Origin of the sequence: Microbacterium sp. str. 'China', assembly GCF_002993305.1 — a bacterium.
Classification (GTDB): domain Bacteria; phylum Actinomycetota; class Actinomycetes; order Actinomycetales; family Microbacteriaceae; genus Microbacterium; species Microbacterium paraoxydans.
The window spans coordinates 2,320,060-2,340,609 of sequence record NZ_CP027434.1 but is presented as its reverse complement, the minus strand read 5'-3'; the positions used below and the strand labels follow the sequence as shown (position 1 = coordinate 2,340,609).

The following is a 20,550-nucleotide window of genomic DNA, read 5'->3' as shown; positions in this document are numbered from 1 at the left end:
CGGCGGCGGCCGCGCCTCAGTGCAGGTCGCCGTCGGCGGCGGACCGCTCCCACCGGGTGAACCGGACGGTCAGACCCGACCGGGTCGGGGCGGCGAGGAACGGTCCGGCGGAGACGGCCGCGTCGCCGGCGAAGGGGGCCACCCTCACCAATCGCCACGGCCCGTCGTCCGCGCGGGCGCGAACGATCATCGCGTCCTCCCAACGACTGACCCGGACTGTGATCTCGCTCTCGCGCCAGTCGTCGACGTAGCCGACCGACCAGTCCGACCGCCCGGCGGTCACGACAGCGCCGAGACCGAGGTGGCCGTCCGCGAACTCGACTCCCGCTTTGATCCAGTGCTCGTCGTCAGCACGCACGAAGAGACCCGCTTGATCGAACTGGCCCTCCCAGGGGGCTGTGAAGGCGACCTCGATCGCCTCCCCGACGGCGAGCGGGGCGAGCAGCGCGTGTTCTGAGTCATGGACGAATCCGTATGCGGTGTGACGCCAGGCGTCGCTGCCCTCGATCGCGGTGGCGTCGAGATGCCCGTCGATCCGGGTCAGCGCGGGGGAGTGCGTCCAGGAGCCATCGCTCCATTCGATGATGCGTGAATCAGGCATATTTCCCATCTATAGCCCTATAAGGCATAAACTCTGAATATTCGTGTTACGGTTATGGCATGGTCATCGCCGTGATCGCCGACATCGTGGGTTCCCGAGAACTCGGAGACCGGAGCGCCGCACAGCGCGCGCTGGACGAGACCATCGCTCAGGTCGAGCGGGACCGCCCGCTGGCGGTCCAGCCGCTCACGCCCACGGTAGGGGACGAGCAGCAAGGCGTCTACCGTGCACTGCCCGACGCGCTCCTGTCCCTTCTCATGATCCAGCTCCGGCTTCCGGAGGGGCTCGCCTTCCGCTTCGGGATCGGCGTCGGCGAGGTCCGATCCGTCGCCTCGGTGCATCGCGACCTGGCCGACGGCCCCGGCTGGTATGCCGCGCGCGCCGCGATCGAGATCGTGCATGCCCGCGAGCAGCGCGCCGTGCCGAGGACGCGCACCTGGATTGTCGGCGCCCCGGGTCAGGATGAGGTCATGGAGAACGTGATCGCCGCGTCCAACGCCTACGTCCTCGCGCGCGACGAGCTCGTGGGGGCGATGAGCGAGCGCGAGCGTCACCTCACATACGGGCGTCTGGTCGGCCGGTCCCAGCAGGAGCTTGCCGCGCAGGAGGGCATCTCGCAGCCCAGCGTGTCCAAGTCGCTGCGGAGTGCGGGAGCCGCCGCTCTCATCGAAGGAGTGGCCGCGCTCCGGGGGGAGTCCGCGTGATCCTCGCGGGCTTCGTCCTCCTCGCCGTCGGCGCGACCGACCTCGTCCGGCAGTTCGTGCCGCGACGGTGGGTCGGGTACGTCGTCGCCGCGGCCGTGATCCTCCTCCTCGGCATCGGCGGAGACGCGCTGCTGCCCGCGCTCCTGGGGCTCGGCGCCGGAGCGCTGTGGATCTGGAGCATGCCGGACGCGGGGTCCACGCGCGCCGGGTTCTGGCCCGCGGTCGCGCTGGCCGCGCTCAGCATCGGCGCCGTGGTCTGGGGCGGAGCCCGGGACACCGCGGGCCTCATCGGCGAGATGTGGACTCTCCGCTCACCCTTCGGCGAGGTCCCGTTCGACCTCGTCGTGCTCGCGCTCGGGGCCGGGGTCTTCCTGCTCGAATCCGCCAACCTCGTCGTCCGCGCTGCTCTCGACGGCGAGCACACCTGGCGCCCGGCCGAGGTCTCGGTTCCGGTGCCTCCGTCCGACGCGTCGTCGGCCCCCGTCTCCGCCGCGGCGCACGTCGGCGAGACCCCCGCGGTGTCCGCTGTCATCCCGGCCGATCCCCGCCACGGTTTCAAGGGCGGACGACTCATCGGCCCGCTGGAGCGTGTGCTCGTGATGATCCTCACGCTCGCCGCGGCGTACCCGGTGCTCGCGGCCATGCTCGCCGCCAAGGGCATCGTGCGCTTCCCGGAGATCTCCCGCGACGGGGAGACCGGCGCGCGTGCCGAGTACTTCCTCGTCGGCAGCCTCGTGAGCTGGGTCATCGGCCTCGGCGCCGCGTTCCTCGTCTGGTGGGCGGCGCACAGCTGACACCCCCGCCGGCGACGCAGCGGGACGGTCGCGCGCTGCTAGCCTGGAGCGCGTGTCAACTCCCGCTCTGACGACCGCGCCGCAGGCGATCGACCCCACGTTCGAGAACGTGTGGGACGAGATCGTGTGGCGTGGCCTCGTCCACGTGTCCACCGACCAGGAGGCGCTGCGCGCCCTGCTCGCGGGAGCCCCCGTCACGTATTACTGCGGCTTCGACCCGACGGCGCCCAGCCTGCACCTCGGCCACCTCGTCCAGCTGCTCCTGCTCCGCCGTCTTCAGCTCGCCGGGCACAAGCCGCTCGGCCTCGTCGGCGGCTCCACCGGCCTGATCGGCGACCCGCGACCCACCGCGGAGCGCACGCTCAACACCCGGGAGACGGTGGCGGAATGGGTCGATCGTCTGCGCGGACAGGTCGAGCGATACCTCAGCTTCGAGGGCGACAACGCCGCCCGCATGGTGAACAACCTCGACTGGACCGCACCGCTCTCCGCGATCGACTTCCTCCGCGAGATCGGCAAGCACTACCGCGTCGGCACGATGCTGAAGAAGGACGCGGTGGCTGCGCGCCTGAACTCCGACGCCGGGATCAGCTACACCGAGTTCAGCTACCAGATCCTCCAGGGCCTGGACTTCCTCGAGCTCTACCGCCAGTACGACTGTGTCCTGCAGACGGGTGGGTCCGATCAGTGGGGCAACCTCACCAGCGGCACCGACCTCATCCACCGGGTCGAAGGGGTGTCCGTCCACGCGATCGGCACGCCGCTGATCACCAACAGCGACGGCACGAAGTTCGGCAAGAGCGAGGGCAACGCGATCTGGATCGACGCGGACCTCACGAGCCCCTACGCGTTCTACCAGTTCTGGCTCAGCACGGCCGATGCCGATGTGATCGAACGCCTCAAGGTGTTCACGTTCCTGACCAGGGCCGAGATCGAGGAGTACGCCGAGCTCGTCGCCACGGAGCCGTTCCGCCGCGCCGCCCAGAAGCGCCTCGCGCTCGAGGTCGTCGCGACGGTGCACGGCGTGGAGGCGACGGCGGCCGTGATCGCGGCGTCCGAGGCGCTGTTCGGTCAGGGCGACCTGACCACTCTCGACGCGGCGACCCTGCGCACGGCCTTGGACGAGCTCCCGCACGCGACGGTCGCCGCCGGTACCCCGGTCGTCGACGCGCTCGTCGCGACCGGGCTGGTGTCGAGTCTGTCGGAGGCGCGTCGCGCCATCGCGCAGGGTGGCGTCTCCCTCGACGGCGAGCGGGTGGAGGACGACACCGCGATCGTGCAGGGCACACTTCCCGGCGGCGTCTCGGTGCTCCGTCGCGGGAAGAAGACGCTCGCCGGCGTCTTCCTCGGCTGACCCCGGCCGCGTATGCCGTTCACTCCGAGTCACGCGATCGTCGCGCTGCCGTTCGTGCGCACGCCGCTCGTCCCCGCGGCGATCGCGATCGGGGCGATGACACCCGACATCTCGCTGTTCCTGCGCAACGTCGGCCTCAACTACGGCTTCCTGCACGATCCCGTCAACGTCGTGTGGACGTCGTTGCTCGCGCTGGTGCTGTTCCTGCTGTGGCGAGTCCTGCTGCGCCCGGCGACCCTCGAACTGCTTCCGGGATGGGTGACCGTGCGGTTGCCCGCCGGGTGGGGCGCGAGCGGACTCCGGGCGGCGGTCGAAGCCCTGAGCCGTGACGACCGCTCGCGGTACCGCGCCGCGCGACCGCTGTATCCGTTCCTGCTCGTGGTCTCGGCGATGCTGGGGGTGCTCTCGCACATCCTCTGGGATGCGTTCACGCACGAGTCGCGGTGGGGTGTCGATCTGGTTCCCGCGCTCGCGAACTCCTGGGGTCCGTTCGACGGCTACAAGTGGCTGCAGTACGCCTCGAGCGTCCTCGGTCTGCTCGGTCTCGCGATCTGGGCCGCGCTGTGGCTGCGGCGTGCGACCCCGCGAGCGGATGCGCCGCGGGTACTTCCGCCGTTCGTGCGGATCGCGTGGTGGCTCTCGCTTCCGGTGATCCTCGTGGTCGCGTGGGTCGGTGGACTGCTGGCGTTCGGTCCGCTCTCCGCCGACTTCACCGTGCAGCATCTCGCGTATCGGGTGCTGCCGCCCGCCTGTGCGGTGTGGGGCCTGCTCACCCTGGTCCTCTGCGTGGTCCTCGCCGTGCGACGGCCGCGCCGCACCGTCTGATCCCGCTTCCCGGAGGCCTCCCGCACCAGGGAGTCCCCCTCACCAGCGCGGTGCGTCCGAATCCCAGGCATGCGGGGCGGCGAAGGTCAGCCCAGGGAGCGCCGGTGCCGCCGTCACGACCGGCGTCCCGTCCACGTCGAATCGCGAGAGATGCGCCGAGGCATCGATCTCCGGCGCGCGCACGACGTCGGTCGTGCGCGGCATCCCCAGCAGTTCGGCGGCGACGCGGCGCAGCGAGGTGCGCACGATGCGCGAGCGCCCGTCGCGCGAACGGAGCAGCCGGGTGAGTGCGGCGGCGAGGAGATACCCGGTGCTGTGATCCAGCGCCTGGGCGGGGAGGGCGCCCGGCCGTCCGTCCTCGCCCTCGATCATCGCGATGCCGCTCTCCGCCTGGACGAGGCTGTCGAAACCGGCGCGCTCGGGGTGATCAGTGCCCCAGGCGCTCAGTTGCGCGACGAGGAGACCCGGGTGCTGCTCGACCAGAGCGTCGGGGGAGAGGCCGAGCCGGTCCAGCGAGGCGGGCCGATATCCGAGCACGACCGCATCCGCCGACTGCAGGAGGCCGTGCAGCTCGGAGGATCGGGCGTCGAGACGAGCCGTGCGCTTGCCATGGCCGGTGTCGAGGTGCTGCCACGGGAGCTCGGGGAGGTGCGGTGGGTCGAGACGCAGCACATCGGCGCCGAGGAGAGCGAGCGTCCGTGTGCACACCGGCCCCGCGATCACTCGCGTGAGGTCCAGGACACGGAGGCCGGCGAGGGGCAGGTGCGCCGAGGGGCCGGGGGACGGGCTCCGTCGCTCACTCCGCCGTCCGTCCGCCGCGTCGATGGATGCTACGTCGAGGAGGGGAGTGCTCCGCAGGGCATGATCGACGTCCGGGTCCTCACGGCGCACGGCGACGGCGAGACCACCGGCTTCGGAGATCCGGTCGACGGCCGCGTCGCTCGACAGAGCCGCCACCCTGCGGGCGACCGCCTTCGGACCCGCCGCGTCGGTCAGGCCGAGCGCGCGGCGAAGCGCGCGCGCATGGTGCGGGTAGTTGCCGTGCGTTCGGATCCAGCCGTCTGCGCTCTCCCAGAATCCGGAGAGGGGCGCCCACACCGGCGGCGGAGCACCGTCGACCAGCAGATACCGATCGCTCCGATAGGCGACGGCGACTCGACGGGGATCGATGGCCGCCGGGTCGAGTCCTGCGGCGAGCACGACCGACGCCACGCTGGCGAGAGCGAGCTCCGCGGTCGCGGTGCGGGACGGGAGCGGCACGGCATCCAGGGCGCTGACCGCGGCGAGCAGATGCGCAGGCAGGGAGTCTGCGCCCAGCTCCCGCTGGACACGGCCCAGCAGGTCGGCAGCGTGAGGAGAAGCGTGCGGGGGCATGGGCGCGATGCTACTCCCCACCGATGCGGTCGGAAACGACGGCTGACCCGGGCGAATCCGCTCGAGCAGCAGACGCGACACGCCCGGGGTGGTGCGCCCGATTTGCCAGACCCCCGGAATCCACGTAACTTATTACTTGTTCGCCCCACAGGGAAGCGGAGAAGCCCAGAGCTTCACCCCCCTCAAGCGGAGAACCACTCCCGATCCACTCTCACTTGAGAGATCCGGCGCTTGCGCCTAGGATGGGAGATCCACCCCTTCTGCGGCTGTCACCGGCTGCGCAGCGGATCCAAGATCCGCGCGGCGCGCCGATTTGACAAGCGGGTCGGGATGGCTAAGATAGAGAAGTTGCCCTGCGGGCCTGGTCGTGATGGCTGGGTCGTGGGAGCATCCGATCCTTGAGAACTCAACAGCGTGCACTTGTCAAATGCCAAATTATCCTCGTCTAGCTTCGGCTGGGTGAGAATTCCTTTGGATCAAAGACCAACCTCCTTGTGGGGTTGGCAACGGATGAAGTCAGCAATGAATTCGTCTCTTTGGTCAGCATCAAACTCGCTGCGTTCCGGTTTTTCCCCGGTTCGTATGCAATTTCTTTTTACGGAGAGTTTGATCCTGGCTCAGGATGAACGCTGGCGGCGTGCTTAACACATGCAAGTCGAACGGTGAACACGGAGCTTGCTCTGTGGGATCAGTGGCGAACGGGTGAGTAACACGTGAGCAACCTGCCCCTGACTCTGGGATAAGCGCTGGAAACGGCGTCTAATACTGGATATGTGACGTGACCGCATGGTCTGCGTTTGGAAAGATTTTTCGGTTGGGGATGGGCTCGCGGCCTATCAGCTTGTTGGTGAGGTAATGGCTCACCAAGGCGTCGACGGGTAGCCGGCCTGAGAGGGTGACCGGCCACACTGGGACTGAGACACGGCCCAGACTCCTACGGGAGGCAGCAGTGGGGAATATTGCACAATGGGCGAAAGCCTGATGCAGCAACGCCGCGTGAGGGATGACGGCCTTCGGGTTGTAAACCTCTTTTAGCAGGGAAGAAGCGAAAGTGACGGTACCTGCAGAAAAAGCGCCGGCTAACTACGTGCCAGCAGCCGCGGTAATACGTAGGGCGCAAGCGTTATCCGGAATTATTGGGCGTAAAGAGCTCGTAGGCGGTTTGTCGCGTCTGCTGTGAAATCCCGAGGCTCAACCTCGGGCCTGCAGTGGGTACGGGCAGACTAGAGTGCGGTAGGGGAGATTGGAATTCCTGGTGTAGCGGTGGAATGCGCAGATATCAGGAGGAACACCGATGGCGAAGGCAGATCTCTGGGCCGTAACTGACGCTGAGGAGCGAAAGGGTGGGGAGCAAACAGGCTTAGATACCCTGGTAGTCCACCCCGTAAACGTTGGGAACTAGTTGTGGGGTCCATTCCACGGATTCCGTGACGCAGCTAACGCATTAAGTTCCCCGCCTGGGGAGTACGGCCGCAAGGCTAAAACTCAAAGGAATTGACGGGGACCCGCACAAGCGGCGGAGCATGCGGATTAATTCGATGCAACGCGAAGAACCTTACCAAGGCTTGACATATACGAGAACGGGCCAGAAATGGTCAACTCTTTGGACACTCGTAAACAGGTGGTGCATGGTTGTCGTCAGCTCGTGTCGTGAGATGTTGGGTTAAGTCCCGCAACGAGCGCAACCCTCGTTCTATGTTGCCAGCACGTAATGGTGGGAACTCATGGGATACTGCCGGGGTCAACTCGGAGGAAGGTGGGGATGACGTCAAATCATCATGCCCCTTATGTCTTGGGCTTCACGCATGCTACAATGGCCGGTACAAAGGGCTGCAATACCGTGAGGTGGAGCGAATCCCAAAAAGCCGGTCCCAGTTCGGATTGAGGTCTGCAACTCGACCTCATGAAGTCGGAGTCGCTAGTAATCGCAGATCAGCAACGCTGCGGTGAATACGTTCCCGGGTCTTGTACACACCGCCCGTCAAGTCATGAAAGTCGGTAACACCTGAAGCCGGTGGCCTAACCCTTGTGGAGGGAGCTGTCGAAGGTGGGATCGGTAATTAGGACTAAGTCGTAACAAGGTAGCCGTACCGGAAGGTGCGGCTGGATCACCTCCTTTCTAAGGAGCATCTGACGCTTCGGCGTCCAGAACCCGGTTCGAAGGCATACGTTCTTCGCTGGGAGCTCATGGGTGGAACATTTGACATGGCATCGAGATCTGATCTCGGGACTAGTACGCCGCTTCGGTGGTTGGAAGGTTCTGGGTGAGGGGACCGGTGCCTGCACGCTGTTGGGTCCTGAGGGACCGGATGCGGATCTTTCGGGATCTGGTCTGAACCTCTGGACCTCTTTCTGTTTGTCCCTGTGGGGGCAGGTGGATGGGGGTTCCGCCCGTACTTTGAGAACTACACAGTGGACGCGAGCATCTTGCAACTGGTCTTTGATCAGTTGCGCAAGATGATCTTAAAGATCATTAGTCAATTTCTGATTCAGTCTTCGGACTGGTCGGGTTTTTGATTCAAACTCATGTGATTTCAAGTCTTTAAGAGCAAACGGTGGATGCCTTGGCATCTGGAGCCGAAGAAGGACGTAGCAATCTGCGATAAGCCTCGGGGAACTGATAAGCAAGTTTTGATCCGAGGGTGTCCGAATGGGGAAACCCCGCTGGGCGGCGTGCCGACCTAGTGACTCCCGCCTGAATATATAGGGCGGGTAGAGGGAACGTGGGGAAGTGAAACATCTCAGTACCCACAGGAAGAGAAAGCAACCGCGATTCCGTTAGTAGTGGCGAGCGAAACCGGATCAGGCTAAACCGAGTGTGTGTGATATCCGGCAGGAGTTGCATATTCGGGGTTGTGGGACTCACCAGTCAGTTCTGCCGAGCTGGCGACGTTACAGAAGCGTATAGACGAACGGTCTTGAAAGGCCGGTCATAGAGGGTGCCAACCCCGTAGTCGAAATGCGTGTTCTGGCGTGGAGAGTATCCCAAGTAGCACGGGGCCCGTGAAATCCCGTGTGAATCTGTCAGGACCACCTGATAAGCCTAAATACTCCCAGATGACCGATAGCGGACAAGTACCGTGAGGGAAAGGTGAAAAGTACCCCGGGAGGGGAGTGAAATAGTACCTGAAACCGTTTGCTTACAAACCGTTGGAGCACCCCTGGTAGGTGTGACAGCGTGCCTTTTGAAGAATGAGCCTGCGAGTTAGCGATATGTGGCGAGGTTAACCCGTGTGGGGTAGCCGTAGCGAAAGCGAGTCTGAATAGGGCGATTCAGTCGCATGTCCTAGACCCGAAGCGAAGTGATCTATCCATGGCCAGGTTGAAGCGACGGTAAGACGTCGTGGAGGACCGAACCCACTTAGGTTGAAAACTGAGGGGATGAGCTGTGGATAGGGGTGAAAGGCCAATCAAACTTCGTGATAGCTGGTTCTCTCCGAAATGCATTTAGGTGCAGCGTTGCGTGTTTCTTGCCGGAGGTAGAGCTACTGGATGGCCGATGGGCCCTACAAGGTTACTGACGTCAGCCAAACTCCGAATGCCGGTAAGTGAGAGCGCAGCAGTGAGACTGTGGGGGATAAGCTTCATAGTCGAGAGGGAAACAACCCAGACCACCAACTAAGGTCCCAAAGCGCGTGCTAAGTGGGAAAGGATGTGGAGTTGCTCTGACAACCAGGAGGTTGGCTTAGAAGCAGCCACCCTTGAAAGAGTGCGTAATAGCTCACTGGTCAAGTGATTCCGCGCCGACAATGTAACGGGGCTCAAGCACGCCACCGAAGTTGTGGCATTGACATTATTGGTAGGCCTTCGTGGTCCAGCCGTGTTGATGGGTAGGAGAGCGTCGTGTGGCCAGCGAAGCGGCGGTGGAAACCAGCCGTGGAGGCTACACGAGTGAGAATGCAGGCATGAGTAGCGAATGACGTGTGAGAAACACGTCCTCCGAAAGACCAAGGGTTCCAGGGTCAAGCTAATCTTCCCTGGGTAAGTCGGGACCTAAGGCGAGGCCGACAGGCGTAGTCGATGGACAACGGGTTGATATTCCCGTACCGGCGAAGAACCGCCCAAGCTAATCCAGTGGTGCTAAACGTCCGAGCCTTCACATCGTCGCCTTCGGGTGACACCGTGGAGGGGAGCACGTGACCCCATGCTGGTGCGGTTAGCGTATTAACAGGTGTGACGCAGGAAGGTAGTCCAAGCCAGGCGATGGTTGTCCTGGTGCAAGTGCGTAGGCCGAGTCGTAGGCAAATCCGCGACTCATACAGGCTGAGACACGATGCGGATAAAAAGTGGATGATCCTATGCTGCCGAGAAAAGCATCGACGCGAGGTTCTAGCCGCCCGTACCCCAAACCGACTCAGGTGGTCAGGTAGAGAATACCAAGGAGATCGAGAGAATCGTGGTTAAGGAACTCGGCAAAATGCCCCCGTAACTTCGGGAGAAGGGGGCCTTCGACGTATTAGGACTTGCTCCGAAAGCGTTTGGAGGCCGCAGAGACTAGTGGGTAGCGACTGTTTACTAAAAACACAGGTCCGTGCCAAGTCGCAAGACGATGTATACGGACTGACGCCTGCCCGGTGCTGGAAGGTTAAGAGGACCGGTTAGCCGCAAGGCGAAGCTGAGAATTTAAGCCCCAGTAAACGGCGGTGGTAACTATAACCATCCTAAGGTAGCGAAATTCCTTGTCGGGTAAGTTCCGACCTGCACGAATGGCGTAACGACTTCCCAACTGTCTCAACCGCGAACTCGGCGAAATTGCATTACGAGTAAAGATGCTCGTTACGCGCAGCAGGACGGAAAGACCCCGTGACCTTTACTACAGCTTGGTATTGGTGTTCGGTGTGGCTTGTGTAGGATAGGTGGGAGACTTTGAAGCGGTGACGCCAGTTACCGTGGAGTCATTGTTGAAATACCACTCTGGTCACTCTGGATATCTAACTTCGAACCGTAATCCGGTTCAGGGACAGTGCCTGGTGGGTAGTTTAACTGGGGCGGTTGCCTCCCAAAAAGTAACGGAGGCGCCCAAAGGTTCTCTCAACCTGGTTGGCAATCAGGTGGCGAGTGTAAGTGCACAAGGGAGCTTGACTGTGAGACTGACAGGTCGAGCAGGGACGAAAGTCGGGACTAGTGATCCGGCAGTGGCTTGTGGAAGCGCTGTCGCTCAACGGATAAAAGGTACCTCGGGGATAACAGGCTGATCTTGCCCAAGAGTCCATATCGACGGCATGGTTTGGCACCTCGATGTCGGCTCGTCGCATCCTGGGGCTGGAGTAGGTCCCAAGGGTTGGGCTGTTCGCCCATTAAAGCGGTACGCGAGCTGGGTTTAGAACGTCGTGAGACAGTTCGGTCCCTATCCGCTGCGCGCGTAGGAAGTTTGAGAGGATCTGACCCTAGTACGAGAGGACCGGGTTGGACGAACCTCTGGTGTGTCAGTTGTTCCGCCAGGAGCACCGCTGATTAGCTACGTTCGGGATGGATAACCGCTGAAAGAGCTCGCGGGGAAGGCCGGCCTCAAGATGAGAACTTCCATACCTTCGGGTGAGAGGCTCTCCAGCCAGACTACTGGGTTGATAGGCCAGATGTGGAAAGCACGGTAACGTGTGCAGGCTGACTGGTACTAATAAGTACCGATGACTTGATACACCGTTTGTTGGTGGCTTGCGGTCCAACTGAGTGGTTCTCAGATTGACGGTCGAGAACTACCTTCAACAATGATTCATCATTGCTTTATGTTTGATTGAAACATCAATAGTGTTTCGGCGGCCATAGCGTGAGGGAAACGCCCGGTCACATTCCGAACCCGGAAGCTAAGCCTCACAGCGCCGATGGTACTGCAGGGGGGACCCTGTGGGAGAGTAGGACACCGCCGGACTCCTTTTAGTCGAAATGGCCACCCATCGTTGGGTGGCCATTTTGCGTTTACAGCACGAAGAGAACAGGGAGCACCATGCCGGAAGAGGAAGAGCGCCGTCCGCGTCGCAACGACGACAGGAACCAGCGCAACGAACGTCCTTCCGGAGGTCGCCCCGTATACCGTGACGGCGCATCTCGTGCCGGCTCGGGTGACCGCGCCCCGCGTCGCGAGGGCGGCTACAGCCGTGATGGTGCCCCGCGTCGTGAGGGTGGCTACAACCGTGATGGTGGTGCCCCTCGTCGTGAGGGTGGCTACAACCGCGACGGTGGTGCTCCCCGACGCGAGGGCGGCTACAACAACCGCGATGGTGCCCCCCGTCGCGAGGGTGGTTACAAGCGTGACGGTGGTGCCCCTCGTCGTGAGGGTGGCTACAACAACCGCGACAGCGCTCCGCGTCGCGAGGGTGGTTACAACCGTGACTCCGGCCCGCGTCGTGAGGGCGGCTACAACCGCGATGGTGGTGCCCCCCGTCGCGACGGTGGCTACAACAACCGTGATGATGCCCCTCGTCGTGAGGGTGGCTATAACCGCGACGGTGGTGCCCCGCGTCGTGAGGGCGGCTACAACCGCGATGGTGGTGCCCCTCGTCGTGAGGGTGGCTATAACCGCGACGGTGGTGCCCCGCGTCGTGAGGGCGGCTACAACCGCGATGGTGGTGCCCCTCGTCGTGAGGGTGGCTACAACAACCGCGACAGCGCTCCGCGTCGCGAGGGTGGTTACAACCGCGACAGCGCTCCGCGTCGTGAGGGTGGTTACAACCGTGACTCCGGCCCTCGTCGTGAGGGGGGCTACAACCGTGATGGTGGTGCCCCGCGTCGTGAGGGTGGTTACAACCGCGACTCCGGCCCGCGTCGCGAAGGTGGTTACAACCGCGACTCCGGCCCGCGTCGTGAGGGTGGTCACAACCGCGACAGCGCTCCGCGTCGCGAAGGCGGCTACAACCGGGACTCCGGCCCCCGCCGTGAGGGTGGTTACAACCGTGACTCCGCTCCGCGTCGCGAGGGCGGGTTCGAGCGTGAGCGGGGGAGTGACCGGTCGCGGTCCTTCCCGCAGCGCGGCGGGGCTGGGCGGGAGCGTCCGGCCAACGCAGCGAACGAGCGTCCGCGCTTCGACGAGCCCCGCGTCCCGGACGAGGTCACCGCGCGCGACCTGCATCCGTCCGCGCGCAACGAGCTGAAGACGCTGAGCAAGGAGAACGCCGAGTTCGTCGCTCGTCACCTGGCGATGGCCTCCCGGCTGATCGACGAGGACCCCGCTCTGGCGCACGAGCATGCGCTGGCGGCGTCGCGTCGTGCCGGCCGGATCGCGATCGTCCGCGAGACCCTGGGCATCACCGCCTATGCGACGGGCGACTTCGCCTTGGCGCTGCGCGAGCTGCGTACCTACCGCCGGATCTCCGGCAAGGATGACCAGATCGCCCTCATGGTCGACAGCGAGCGCGGTATCGGTCGTCCCGACCGCGCCCTCGAGACGGGTCGGGCCGTGGATCGGTCAGCTCTGACCACGCCCGTGCGAGTCGCGCTGGCGATCGCGATGTCGGGTGCCCGGCTCGACCAGGGCGATCTGGAGCTCGCCCTCGGAGAGCTCGAGATCCCGGAGCTGGACCCGGACCGCGCGTTCGAGTGGAGCCCCGCGCTCTTCGCCGCACGGGCCGCCGTGCTGGAGGACCTCGGGCGCACCGACGAAGCGGAGTTCTGGGCGCATCGCGCCGAGGTCGCTGCGGAAGCTCTCGGTGTGGATGAGGCCGGCGACGAGGAACTCTACGTCGAGGACGGCCTCGTCGAGGACGAGTTCTCCGACGACGAGCTCTCCGTCGAGGACGTTGCTTCTGTCGAGGACGTCGCCGGCGACGCAACGGAAGCCGACGTCGCTACGGACGCCACCGACGCGGTCGACACCCCCGAGCCGTCGATCGAGGACGAGGTGCGCGAGCTGCTCGGCGAGGACGACGAGACGGATGACGACGAGACGGAGGACGACTCGCCCTCCGCGCCTGAAAAGCCGGAGGCGTAGGTGGGACTCTTCACACCGAAGGCGCGGAAGCAACCCGCGGGACACACACCCCTCGAGGGCGTCGACGCCGTCCTCGCTGATCTCGACGGCGTGGTCTACGCGGGTCCCGGCGCTCTGCCGCATGCGGTGGAGAGCCTGAACGCGGCGGCGCACACGGTGCGTCTCGGCTACATCACCAACAACGCCTCGCGCACCGACGCCTCCGTGGCGGCGCACCTCACGAGTCTCGGACTCGACGTCGCTCCGCAGGACGTCGTGACGAGCCCGCAGGCGGCGATGCGTCTGCTGTCCGGGATCGTGCCGGCGCCGGCGACCATCCTCGTGGTGGGCGGCGACGGCCTCGTCGACGAGGTGCAGAAGGCCGGGTACACGGTCACGCGCAGCGCCGAGGACGCGCCGCAGGCCGTGGTCCAGGGCTTCGCGCCCGAGGTGGCCTGGACGGATCTCGCCGAGGCGGCGTTCGCTCTCAAGGTCCCCGAGGACGAGGGCGGCATCCCGTGGATCGCCACGAACACCGACTGGACGATCCCGCGCGAGCGGGGTGTCGCCCCGGGGAACGGCACTCTTGTCTCCGCCGTGCACACCGCGATCGGTCGTCTGGCGACGGTGGCGGGCAAGCCGGAGACCCCGATCTTCGAGGAGGCGCTCGCCCGTTTCGGCGCGGCGAAGGCGCTCTTCATCGGGGACCGCCTCGACACCGACATCATGGGTGCCAGCCGTGCGGGCATCGAGTCCGCCCTGGTGCTGACCGGTATCGACCGTCCCAAGCACGTCCTCGCCGCGCCCGAAGGATCGCGCCCGACCTACATCCTCGGCGACCTGCGCGGTCTGCACGAGCCGTACCCCGAGCCCACCGTGACCGACGGCGTGTTCGACGTGAACGGCGCCGCCGTCCGCGTCCGAGGCGCAGACGTCGAGATCGTCGCCGAGTCCGGCGACCAGCTCGACCTGCTCCGTGCGGGTGCCGCCGCGATCTGGGCGTCCGGGACACCGGTGTTCGTCCTCCGGGTTCCGGAGCGGCTGTACGCGGACCCGTTCCACCGCCCCTGAGCCACGCGTGGCGCCGCCGCCCGTCGGTGGCGCCGCGTACAGTGGAAGCGTGAGCGATGAGACGACGACCAGCGCGCCGACGGACGGCCTGTGGAGTCGTCTGCGCCTGATCGAAGGGCAGCCGCTCGCCGCACGCGCCGACGCGTACTCGGCCCTGCACGACGAACTCTCGCGACGACTCGAGAGCGGATCCCGACACGACCTGCGGGAGACCCCGGGACCACGATGACGCGACTCGACGCCGCCCTCGCCGCCCGAGGACTCGCCCGTTCGCGCACGCATGCCGCCACCCTCATCGCCGACGGCCTCGTGAGCGTCGACGGCCGCCCGGTCGTGAAGGCCTCGACCCCGGTCAGCGACGACGACACCATCACGGTCGCCGGCGCCGACCACTACGTCAGCCGCGCGGCGCACAAGCTCGTCGCCGGGCTCGACGGCTTCGGTATCCCGGTTCAGGGGCGCTTGGCCCTCGACATGGGGGCCTCGACCGGCGGATTCACGCAGGTGCTGCGGGAACGCGGCGCGCGCTGTGTCCTCGCCGTGGACGTCGGGCATGGCCAGCTCGCCCCCGCGGTCGCTGCCGACCCCGGCGTCATCGCCGTCGAGGGCTTCAACGTGCGGCACATGACGCGTGACAGCCTCGCCGCGGCGACGGGGGAGTCTGCGTCCCCCGATCTGGTGGTGGGCGACCTCTCCTTCATCTCGCTCGAGCTCGTGCTTCCCGCGGTGGTCTCCGTCGCCGCACCGGGCGCCGACGTGCTGTTGCTGGTCAAACCCCAGTTCGAGGTCGGGCGGACGGCCGTGCGCGGCGGCCTCGTCACCGACCCCGCCACCCGTGCGGACGCCGTCGCCCGCGTGGTGTGGAGCGCGTGGGACGCGGGGCTGGGGATGGCGGGGATCGTCTCCTCCCCGATCCTCGGGACTCACGGCAATGCGGAGTATCTCGTGCACCTCGTGCCGGGCGGCGGCAGCAATCCGACAGAATGGATGGACACCATCAACCGGCTGGCAGGGGGACGATGAACGAGCGCAGGATCCTGGTCGTCGCCCATGCGGGCCGCGTCGACACCGTCGCGGCCGCCCGTCGGGTGATCGGCGCCCTCCGCGGTGCGGGGGTCCGTCCCGTCCTGGCAGCTGACGACCATGCCGAGCTCGCCGCGGTCGATGCGTTCTTCGCGGACGTCGAGGTGCTGGACGCCTCCGGGCCGTCGACCCTCGAACTCGCGATCGTCCTCGGCGGCGACGGCACCATCCTCCGCGCGGCGGAGCTCGTCCGCGACAGCGGCGCCCCGGTGCTCGGCATCAACATGGGACACGTCGGCTTCCTCGCGGAGATCGACCGGGACGACATGGACGACGCGATGCGCCGCGTCATCGCCCGCGACTACGAGGTCGAGGAGCGCCTGGCGTTGTCGGTGCGCGTCAAGGACCGGTCCGGCGACGTCGTCTTCGAGACCTGGGCCCTGAACGAGGCGACCGTCGAGAAGGCGAGCCGCGAGCGCATGATCGAGGTGGTGCTCGAGATCGATGGGCGCCCCCTGTCGAGCTTCGGCTGCGACGGCATGGTCATCTCCACCCCGACCGGCTCGACCGCCTACAACTTCTCCGCCGGCGGACCCGTCATCTGGCCGACGGTCGAGGCCATCGCGGTGGTCCCGCTGTCGGCACACGCCCTGTTCGCGAAGCCGCTCGTGGTGAGCCCCGATGCGGCCGTGGCCATCGAGATGCTGGAGCGGACGGACGGCTCCGGCATCCTCTGGTGCGACGGCCGTCGTTCCCACGACCTCCCGCCGGGCGCTCGCGTCGTGGTGCGCCGCTCGTCGCGCCCGGTCCGTCTCGCGCGCCTGCACCCGACCGCGTTCACGAACCGTCTCGTCCGCAAGTTCCAGCTGCCCGTCGAAGGGTGGCGCGGACAGGAGCGGAGGAGCGACGCATGATCGAGGAGATGCGCATGCAGGGGCTCGGCGTGATCGCCGACGCCGTCCTGCCGCTCGGCCCGGGCTTCACGGCGATCACCGGAGAGACGGGCGCGGGCAAGACCATGGTCGTCACCGGCCTCGGGTTGCTCCTCGGCCAGCGCGCCGACTCGGGGGCCGTGCGCAAGGGCGCGGCCCAGGCGTCGGTGGCCGGGGTGTGGATCGTGCCCGAGAAGGGCGAGGTCGCCGACATCGTGGCCGAGGCCGGGGGAGAGCTGGAGCCGGCCGATGCCGGCACCGCCGAGCTGTATGTGTCGCGCACCCTCAGCGCCGAGGGCCGCAGCCGTGCGAGCGTCGGCGGCCGCGCCGCTCCGGCGGGGGTGCTCTCCTCGCTCGCAGACGAGCTCATCGTCGTGCACGGACAGTCCGAGCAGCTCCGGCTGCGGTCGGCCGCCGCGCAGCGCGACGCCCTCGACCGCTTCGGCGGCGAACCGATCGCCCGGGCGCTGGAGGACTACCAGGCCGCGTTCGAGCGCTGGCGGACCCTCGACGCCGAGATCATCGACATCACCGCGAATCGCGACCGGCGTGCCGAGGAGGCCGCTCGGCTGCGGGAGGACCTCGCCCTGATCGAGGCGACCGCCCCCGAGGAGGGCGAGGACGAGGAGCTGGCGGCTCGTGCCGAGCGCCTCGCGAACGCGGAGGAACTCCGCGTCGCCGCCGCCCTGGCCCACGGGGCCCTCTCGAACGAGGAGGGCGAGCCCGATGCGTCGGCGCTGGTCGCGGAAGCACGCCGAGCGATCGAGCGCGTGTCGGACCCGAAGCTCGCGGAGGTCGCGGAGACCCTGGCCGACATCGGCTACCGGATCGCCGACGCCGCCGGTGTGCTCTCCGGCTTCCTCGCCGACCTCGACGAATCCGGACCCCATGAGCTCGCCGCCGTCGAGGAGCGCCGGGCCGCACTCGGCGTCCTCATCCGTCAGCACGGCTCGCTGGCGGAGGCGCTGGCGCTGTGGCAGACCGGATCCGCGCGGCTGGCCGAACTCGACGACGACGGAGAGCGCCTGGAACGCCTCACCGCCGAGCGCGACGCGGCCAGGGCGGAGCTCGACGCCCGGGCCGACGCTCTCACCGCGGCCCGGAACGAGGCGGCCGGCCGACTCGGCGAGGCCGTGACGGCCGAGCTGCACGCGCTGGCGATGCCGGACGCGCGCCTGGAGGTCTCTGTGACCCCGGGGTCTGAGAGCACCCACGGCCGCGACGACGTCGCCATCCTGCTCGCGCCGCATCCCGGCGCCGAACCCCGCTCGGTCGCCAAGGGCGCCTCCGGCGGCGAGCTGTCGCGGGTGATGCTCGCGATCGAGGTCGTCATCGCGGCGACCGACCCGGTGCCCACCTTCGTGTTCGACGAGGTCGACGCGGGCATCGGCGGCGCGGCGGCCATCGAGGTGGGTCGGCGACTCGCCCGACTCGCCGAGAAGTCGCAGGTGATCGCCGTCACCCATCTCGCTCAGGTCGCCGCCTTCGCGAACAACCACCTCACCGTCGTGAAATCGCACGACGGCGCCGTCACCGCCTCCAGCGTGCGGCGGCTCGACGGGGAGGAGCGCGAGGCCGAGATGGCCCGGCTGCTCTCCGGACTCGCGGATTCCGATGCCGCACTCACCCACGCCCGCGAGCTTCTCAGCCTCGGCGTCTGAATGAACTGTTAGGATAGAAGCCCGTGATGAACTCTTCTTCTGCGGGGCCCAAGAACGACACGACCAAGCACATCTTCGTGACCGGTGGTGTCGTTTCGTCTTTGGGCAAGGGGCTCACCGCGGCCAGCCTGGGCAACCTCCTGACCGCTCGCGGACTCCGCGTGGTCATGCAGAAGCTCGACCCGTATCTCAACGTCGATCCGGGCACCATGAACCCGTTCCAGCACGGCGAGGTGTTCGTCACCGACGACGGTGCGGAGACCGACCTCGACATCGGCCACTACGAGCGCTTCCTCGACATCAACCTGTCCGAGGCGGCCAACGTCACGACCGGTCAGATCTACTCGCAGGTGATCGCCCGCGAGCGTCGCGGCGAGTACCTCGGCGACACCGTGCAGGTCATCCCGCACATCACCGACGAGATCAAGCGCCGCATGCGGCTGCAGGCCACCGAGGACCCGCGTCCCGACGTGATCATCACCGAGGTCGGCGGTACGGTCGGCGACATCGAGTCGCAGCCCTTCCTCGAGTCGGCGCGCCAGCTGCGTCACGAGCTCGGCCGCGACAGCGTGTTCTTCGTGCACGTCTCGCTCGTGCCGTTCATGGGCGCGTCCGGCGAGCAGAAGACCAAGCCGACCCAGCACTCCGTCGCAGCCCTCCGCCAGGTCGGCATCCAGCCCGATGCCCTCGTGCTCCGCAGCGACCGCCCGGTGAGCGCGAGCAACCGCAACAAGATCGCCCTGATGTGCGACGTCGACGCCGAAGGCGTCATCAACACCGTCGACCTGCCGAGCATCTACGACATCCCGTCGACCCTCAACGAGCAGGGCCTCGACTCCTACATCGTGCGCCGCCTCGGCCTCGACCAGAAGGCGGACGACGTCGACTGGACGCGCTGGAACAAGGTGCTGCACGCGGTGCACAACCCGAAGCACGAGGTCACGATCGGCCTCGTCGGCAAGTACATCGACCTTCCGGACGCCTACCTGTCCGTGACGGAGGCCCTCAAGGCGGGCGGCTTCGCGCAGGAGACCAAGGTCAACATCCGCTGGATCCCGTCCGACCTCTGCGAGACGCCGGAGGGCGCGCAGGAGCAGCTGGCGGAGCTGGACGGCATCTGCGTGCCCGGAGGCTTCGGCATCCGCGGCATCGAGGGCAAGCTGGGTGCGCTGAAGTTCGCCCGCGAGCAGGGCATCCCGACCCTCGGCCTCTGCCTGGGGCTGCAGTGCATGGTCATCGAGTACGCCCGCGACGTCGCCGGAATCGCCGGAGCCTCGTCCAGCGAGTTCGATCCGGACACCGCGGAGCCCGTCATCGCGACCATGGCCGAGCAGATCGAGATCCTCGACGGCGGCGACCTGGGCGGCACCATGCGCCTGGGCCTGTACAAGGCGGCTCTCGCGGAGGGTTCGCTGGCGCGTGAGGTCTACGGCGCCGCCGAGGTGTCCGAGCGTCACCGCCACCGCTACGAGGTCAACAACGCCTACCGCGATCGCCTGTCGGAGGCCGGTCTGGTGTTCTCGGGTCTGAACCCCGAGCTGGACCTCGTCGAGTACGTCGAGCTGCCGCGCGACGTGCACCCGTACTACATCGCCACGCAGGCCCACCCGGAGCTCCGCTCGCGTCCGACCGACCCGCACCCGCTGTTCCGCGGTCTCGTCGGTGCCGCCATCGCGCGTCACCGTGCGAGCGAGCTGTTCGACGTGCCCGTCGATGAGTGAGTCGAAGGCGGGCGTGCCGGAACCGCTGCGGGACGAGCCCTTCGAGCCGGAGGTCCTGAGCAGCGACCTCGTCTACGAGGGGTACGTCTGGGACGTCCGCTCCGACCGGGTCCGCTACGGCGACGGCGAGATCGTGCGACAGTACGTCGCCCACCCCGGGGCCGTCGCGATCCTCGCGCTGGACGACGAGGAGCGGGTCCTGCTCATCCAGCAGTACCGTCACCCGATCCGTCACCGCGACTGGGAGTTGCCAGCCGGCCTCCTCGACATCGCGGGGGAGGAGCCGCTGGCGGCCGCCCGTCGCGAGCTCGCGGAGGAAGCCGACCTCGTCGCCGCCCACTGGGAGCCCCTGGTGTCGTCGTGGACGACGCCCGGCGGTAACGACGAGCTCATCCGGGTGTTCCTCGCGACCGGACTCTCAACCGCCGAGACCGCGCATGACCGCGAGGACGAGGAGGCCGACATCCGCGTCGCGTGGGTGCCGCTGCACGAGGCCGTCGCCGGAGTCCTGGAGGGACGCCTGCACAACGGCATCCTCTCCATCGGCGTCCTGGCCGCCGCGCAGAGGCTGCGCGACCGGAGCTGAG

14 protein-coding genes and 3 rRNA genes are annotated in these 20,550 nt (G+C 66.6%); 15 read left to right on the top strand and 2 right to left on the bottom strand.

Features of this window, described 5'->3' with window-relative positions; translation table 11 throughout:
• Positions 1-16: 16 nt before the first annotated feature.
• A complete protein-coding gene (locus C6C15_RS11255) occupies positions 17-601 on the bottom strand; it encodes a DUF1349 domain-containing protein (RefSeq protein ID WP_105950138.1) in 585 nt (194 codons plus the stop codon).
• Between the two features lie 59 nt (positions 602-660).
• Here C6C15_RS11255 and C6C15_RS11250 point away from each other — a divergent pair, with 59 nt between their 5' ends.
• Genes C6C15_RS11250 through C6C15_RS11235 form a run of 4 tightly spaced genes read left to right on the top strand, consistent with a single transcriptional unit; the run spans position 661 to position 4,278 of the window.
• Positions 661-1,305: a SatD family protein gene (locus C6C15_RS11250; RefSeq protein WP_060923434.1), complete on the top strand. Its 645-nt coding sequence runs from the start codon at positions 661-663 to the stop codon at positions 1,303-1,305.
• A complete protein-coding gene (locus C6C15_RS11245) occupies positions 1,302-2,099 on the top strand; it encodes a hypothetical protein (protein WP_105950137.1) in 798 nt (265 codons plus the stop codon). Before C6C15_RS11250 ends, C6C15_RS11245 begins: the two co-directional genes overlap by 4 nt.
• 52 nt (positions 2,100-2,151) lie before the next feature.
• Positions 2,152-3,453 carry a tyrosine--tRNA ligase gene (tyrS, locus tag C6C15_RS11240; protein ID WP_105950136.1) on the top strand — a complete coding sequence of 434 codons (1,302 nt, stop codon included), beginning with the start codon at positions 2,152-2,154 and terminating at the stop codon, positions 3,451-3,453.
• A gap of 12 nt (positions 3,454-3,465) precedes the next feature.
• Positions 3,466-4,278, top strand: a complete 813-nt coding sequence (locus tag C6C15_RS11235; protein WP_105950135.1) for a DUF4184 family protein — start codon at positions 3,466-3,468, stop codon at positions 4,276-4,278.
• A 39-nt stretch (positions 4,279-4,317) separates the two neighbouring features.
• Here C6C15_RS11235 and C6C15_RS11230 read toward each other — a convergent pair whose 3' ends face one another.
• Positions 4,318-5,652 (bottom strand): CoA transferase, encoded by a 1,335-nt coding sequence (locus tag C6C15_RS11230; protein WP_082750165.1) that lies wholly within the window; start codon positions 5,650-5,652, stop codon positions 4,318-4,320.
• A gap of 594 nt (positions 5,653-6,246) precedes the next feature.
• Here C6C15_RS11230 and C6C15_RS11225 point away from each other — a divergent pair.
• The 11 genes from C6C15_RS11225 (at position 6,247) to C6C15_RS11170 (ending at position 20,549) form a co-directional block, all read left to right on the top strand.
• Positions 6,247-7,771, top strand: a 16S ribosomal RNA gene (locus tag C6C15_RS11225).
• 413 nt (positions 7,772-8,184) lie between these two features.
• Positions 8,185-11,292 (top strand): 23S ribosomal RNA (locus C6C15_RS11220).
• Positions 11,293-11,404: 112 nt separating this feature from the next.
• A 5S ribosomal RNA gene (rrf, locus tag C6C15_RS11215) occupies positions 11,405-11,521 on the top strand.
• The 16S, 23S and 5S rRNA genes sit together here, the layout of an rRNA operon.
• A gap of 75 nt (positions 11,522-11,596) precedes the next feature.
• The gene (locus C6C15_RS17345) at positions 11,597-13,576 is read left to right on the top strand and encodes a primosomal protein (protein WP_234024132.1); all 1,980 of its coding nucleotides are present in this window, start codon (positions 11,597-11,599) and stop codon (positions 13,574-13,576) included.
• Positions 13,577-14,626: an HAD-IIA family hydrolase gene (locus C6C15_RS11200; RefSeq protein WP_105950132.1), complete on the top strand. Its 1,050-nt coding sequence runs from the start codon at positions 13,577-13,579 to the stop codon at positions 14,624-14,626. It abuts the gene before it with no gap.
• A 49-nt stretch (positions 14,627-14,675) separates the two neighbouring features.
• Positions 14,676-14,855, top strand: a complete 180-nt coding sequence (locus C6C15_RS11195) for a hypothetical protein (RefSeq protein WP_025105152.1) — start codon at positions 14,676-14,678, stop codon at positions 14,853-14,855.
• On the top strand, positions 14,852-15,649 hold the full coding sequence (locus C6C15_RS11190; protein WP_105950131.1) for a TlyA family RNA methyltransferase: 798 nt from the start codon (positions 14,852-14,854) through the stop codon (positions 15,647-15,649). The genes C6C15_RS11195 and C6C15_RS11190 overlap by 4 nt, the downstream gene beginning before the upstream one ends.
• On the top strand, positions 15,646-16,563 hold the full coding sequence (locus C6C15_RS11185) for an NAD kinase (RefSeq protein WP_060923487.1): 918 nt from the start codon (positions 15,646-15,648) through the stop codon (positions 16,561-16,563). The genes C6C15_RS11190 and C6C15_RS11185 overlap by 4 nt, the downstream gene beginning before the upstream one ends.
• On the top strand, positions 16,560-18,242 hold the full coding sequence (gene recN / locus C6C15_RS11180; protein ID WP_105950130.1) for a DNA repair protein RecN: 1,683 nt from the start codon (positions 16,560-16,562) through the stop codon (positions 18,240-18,242). The genes C6C15_RS11185 and recN overlap by 4 nt, the downstream gene beginning before the upstream one ends.
• Positions 18,243-18,268: 26 nt before the next feature.
• Positions 18,269-19,963: a CTP synthase gene (locus C6C15_RS11175; protein ID WP_105950129.1), complete on the top strand. Its 1,695-nt coding sequence runs from the start codon at positions 18,269-18,271 to the stop codon at positions 19,961-19,963.
• Positions 19,956-20,549, top strand: coding sequence for an NUDIX domain-containing protein (locus C6C15_RS11170; RefSeq protein WP_105950128.1), 594 nt, complete (start codon positions 19,956-19,958; stop codon positions 20,547-20,549). The genes C6C15_RS11175 and C6C15_RS11170 overlap by 8 nt, the downstream gene beginning before the upstream one ends.
• Position 20,550: the final 1 nt, after the last annotated feature.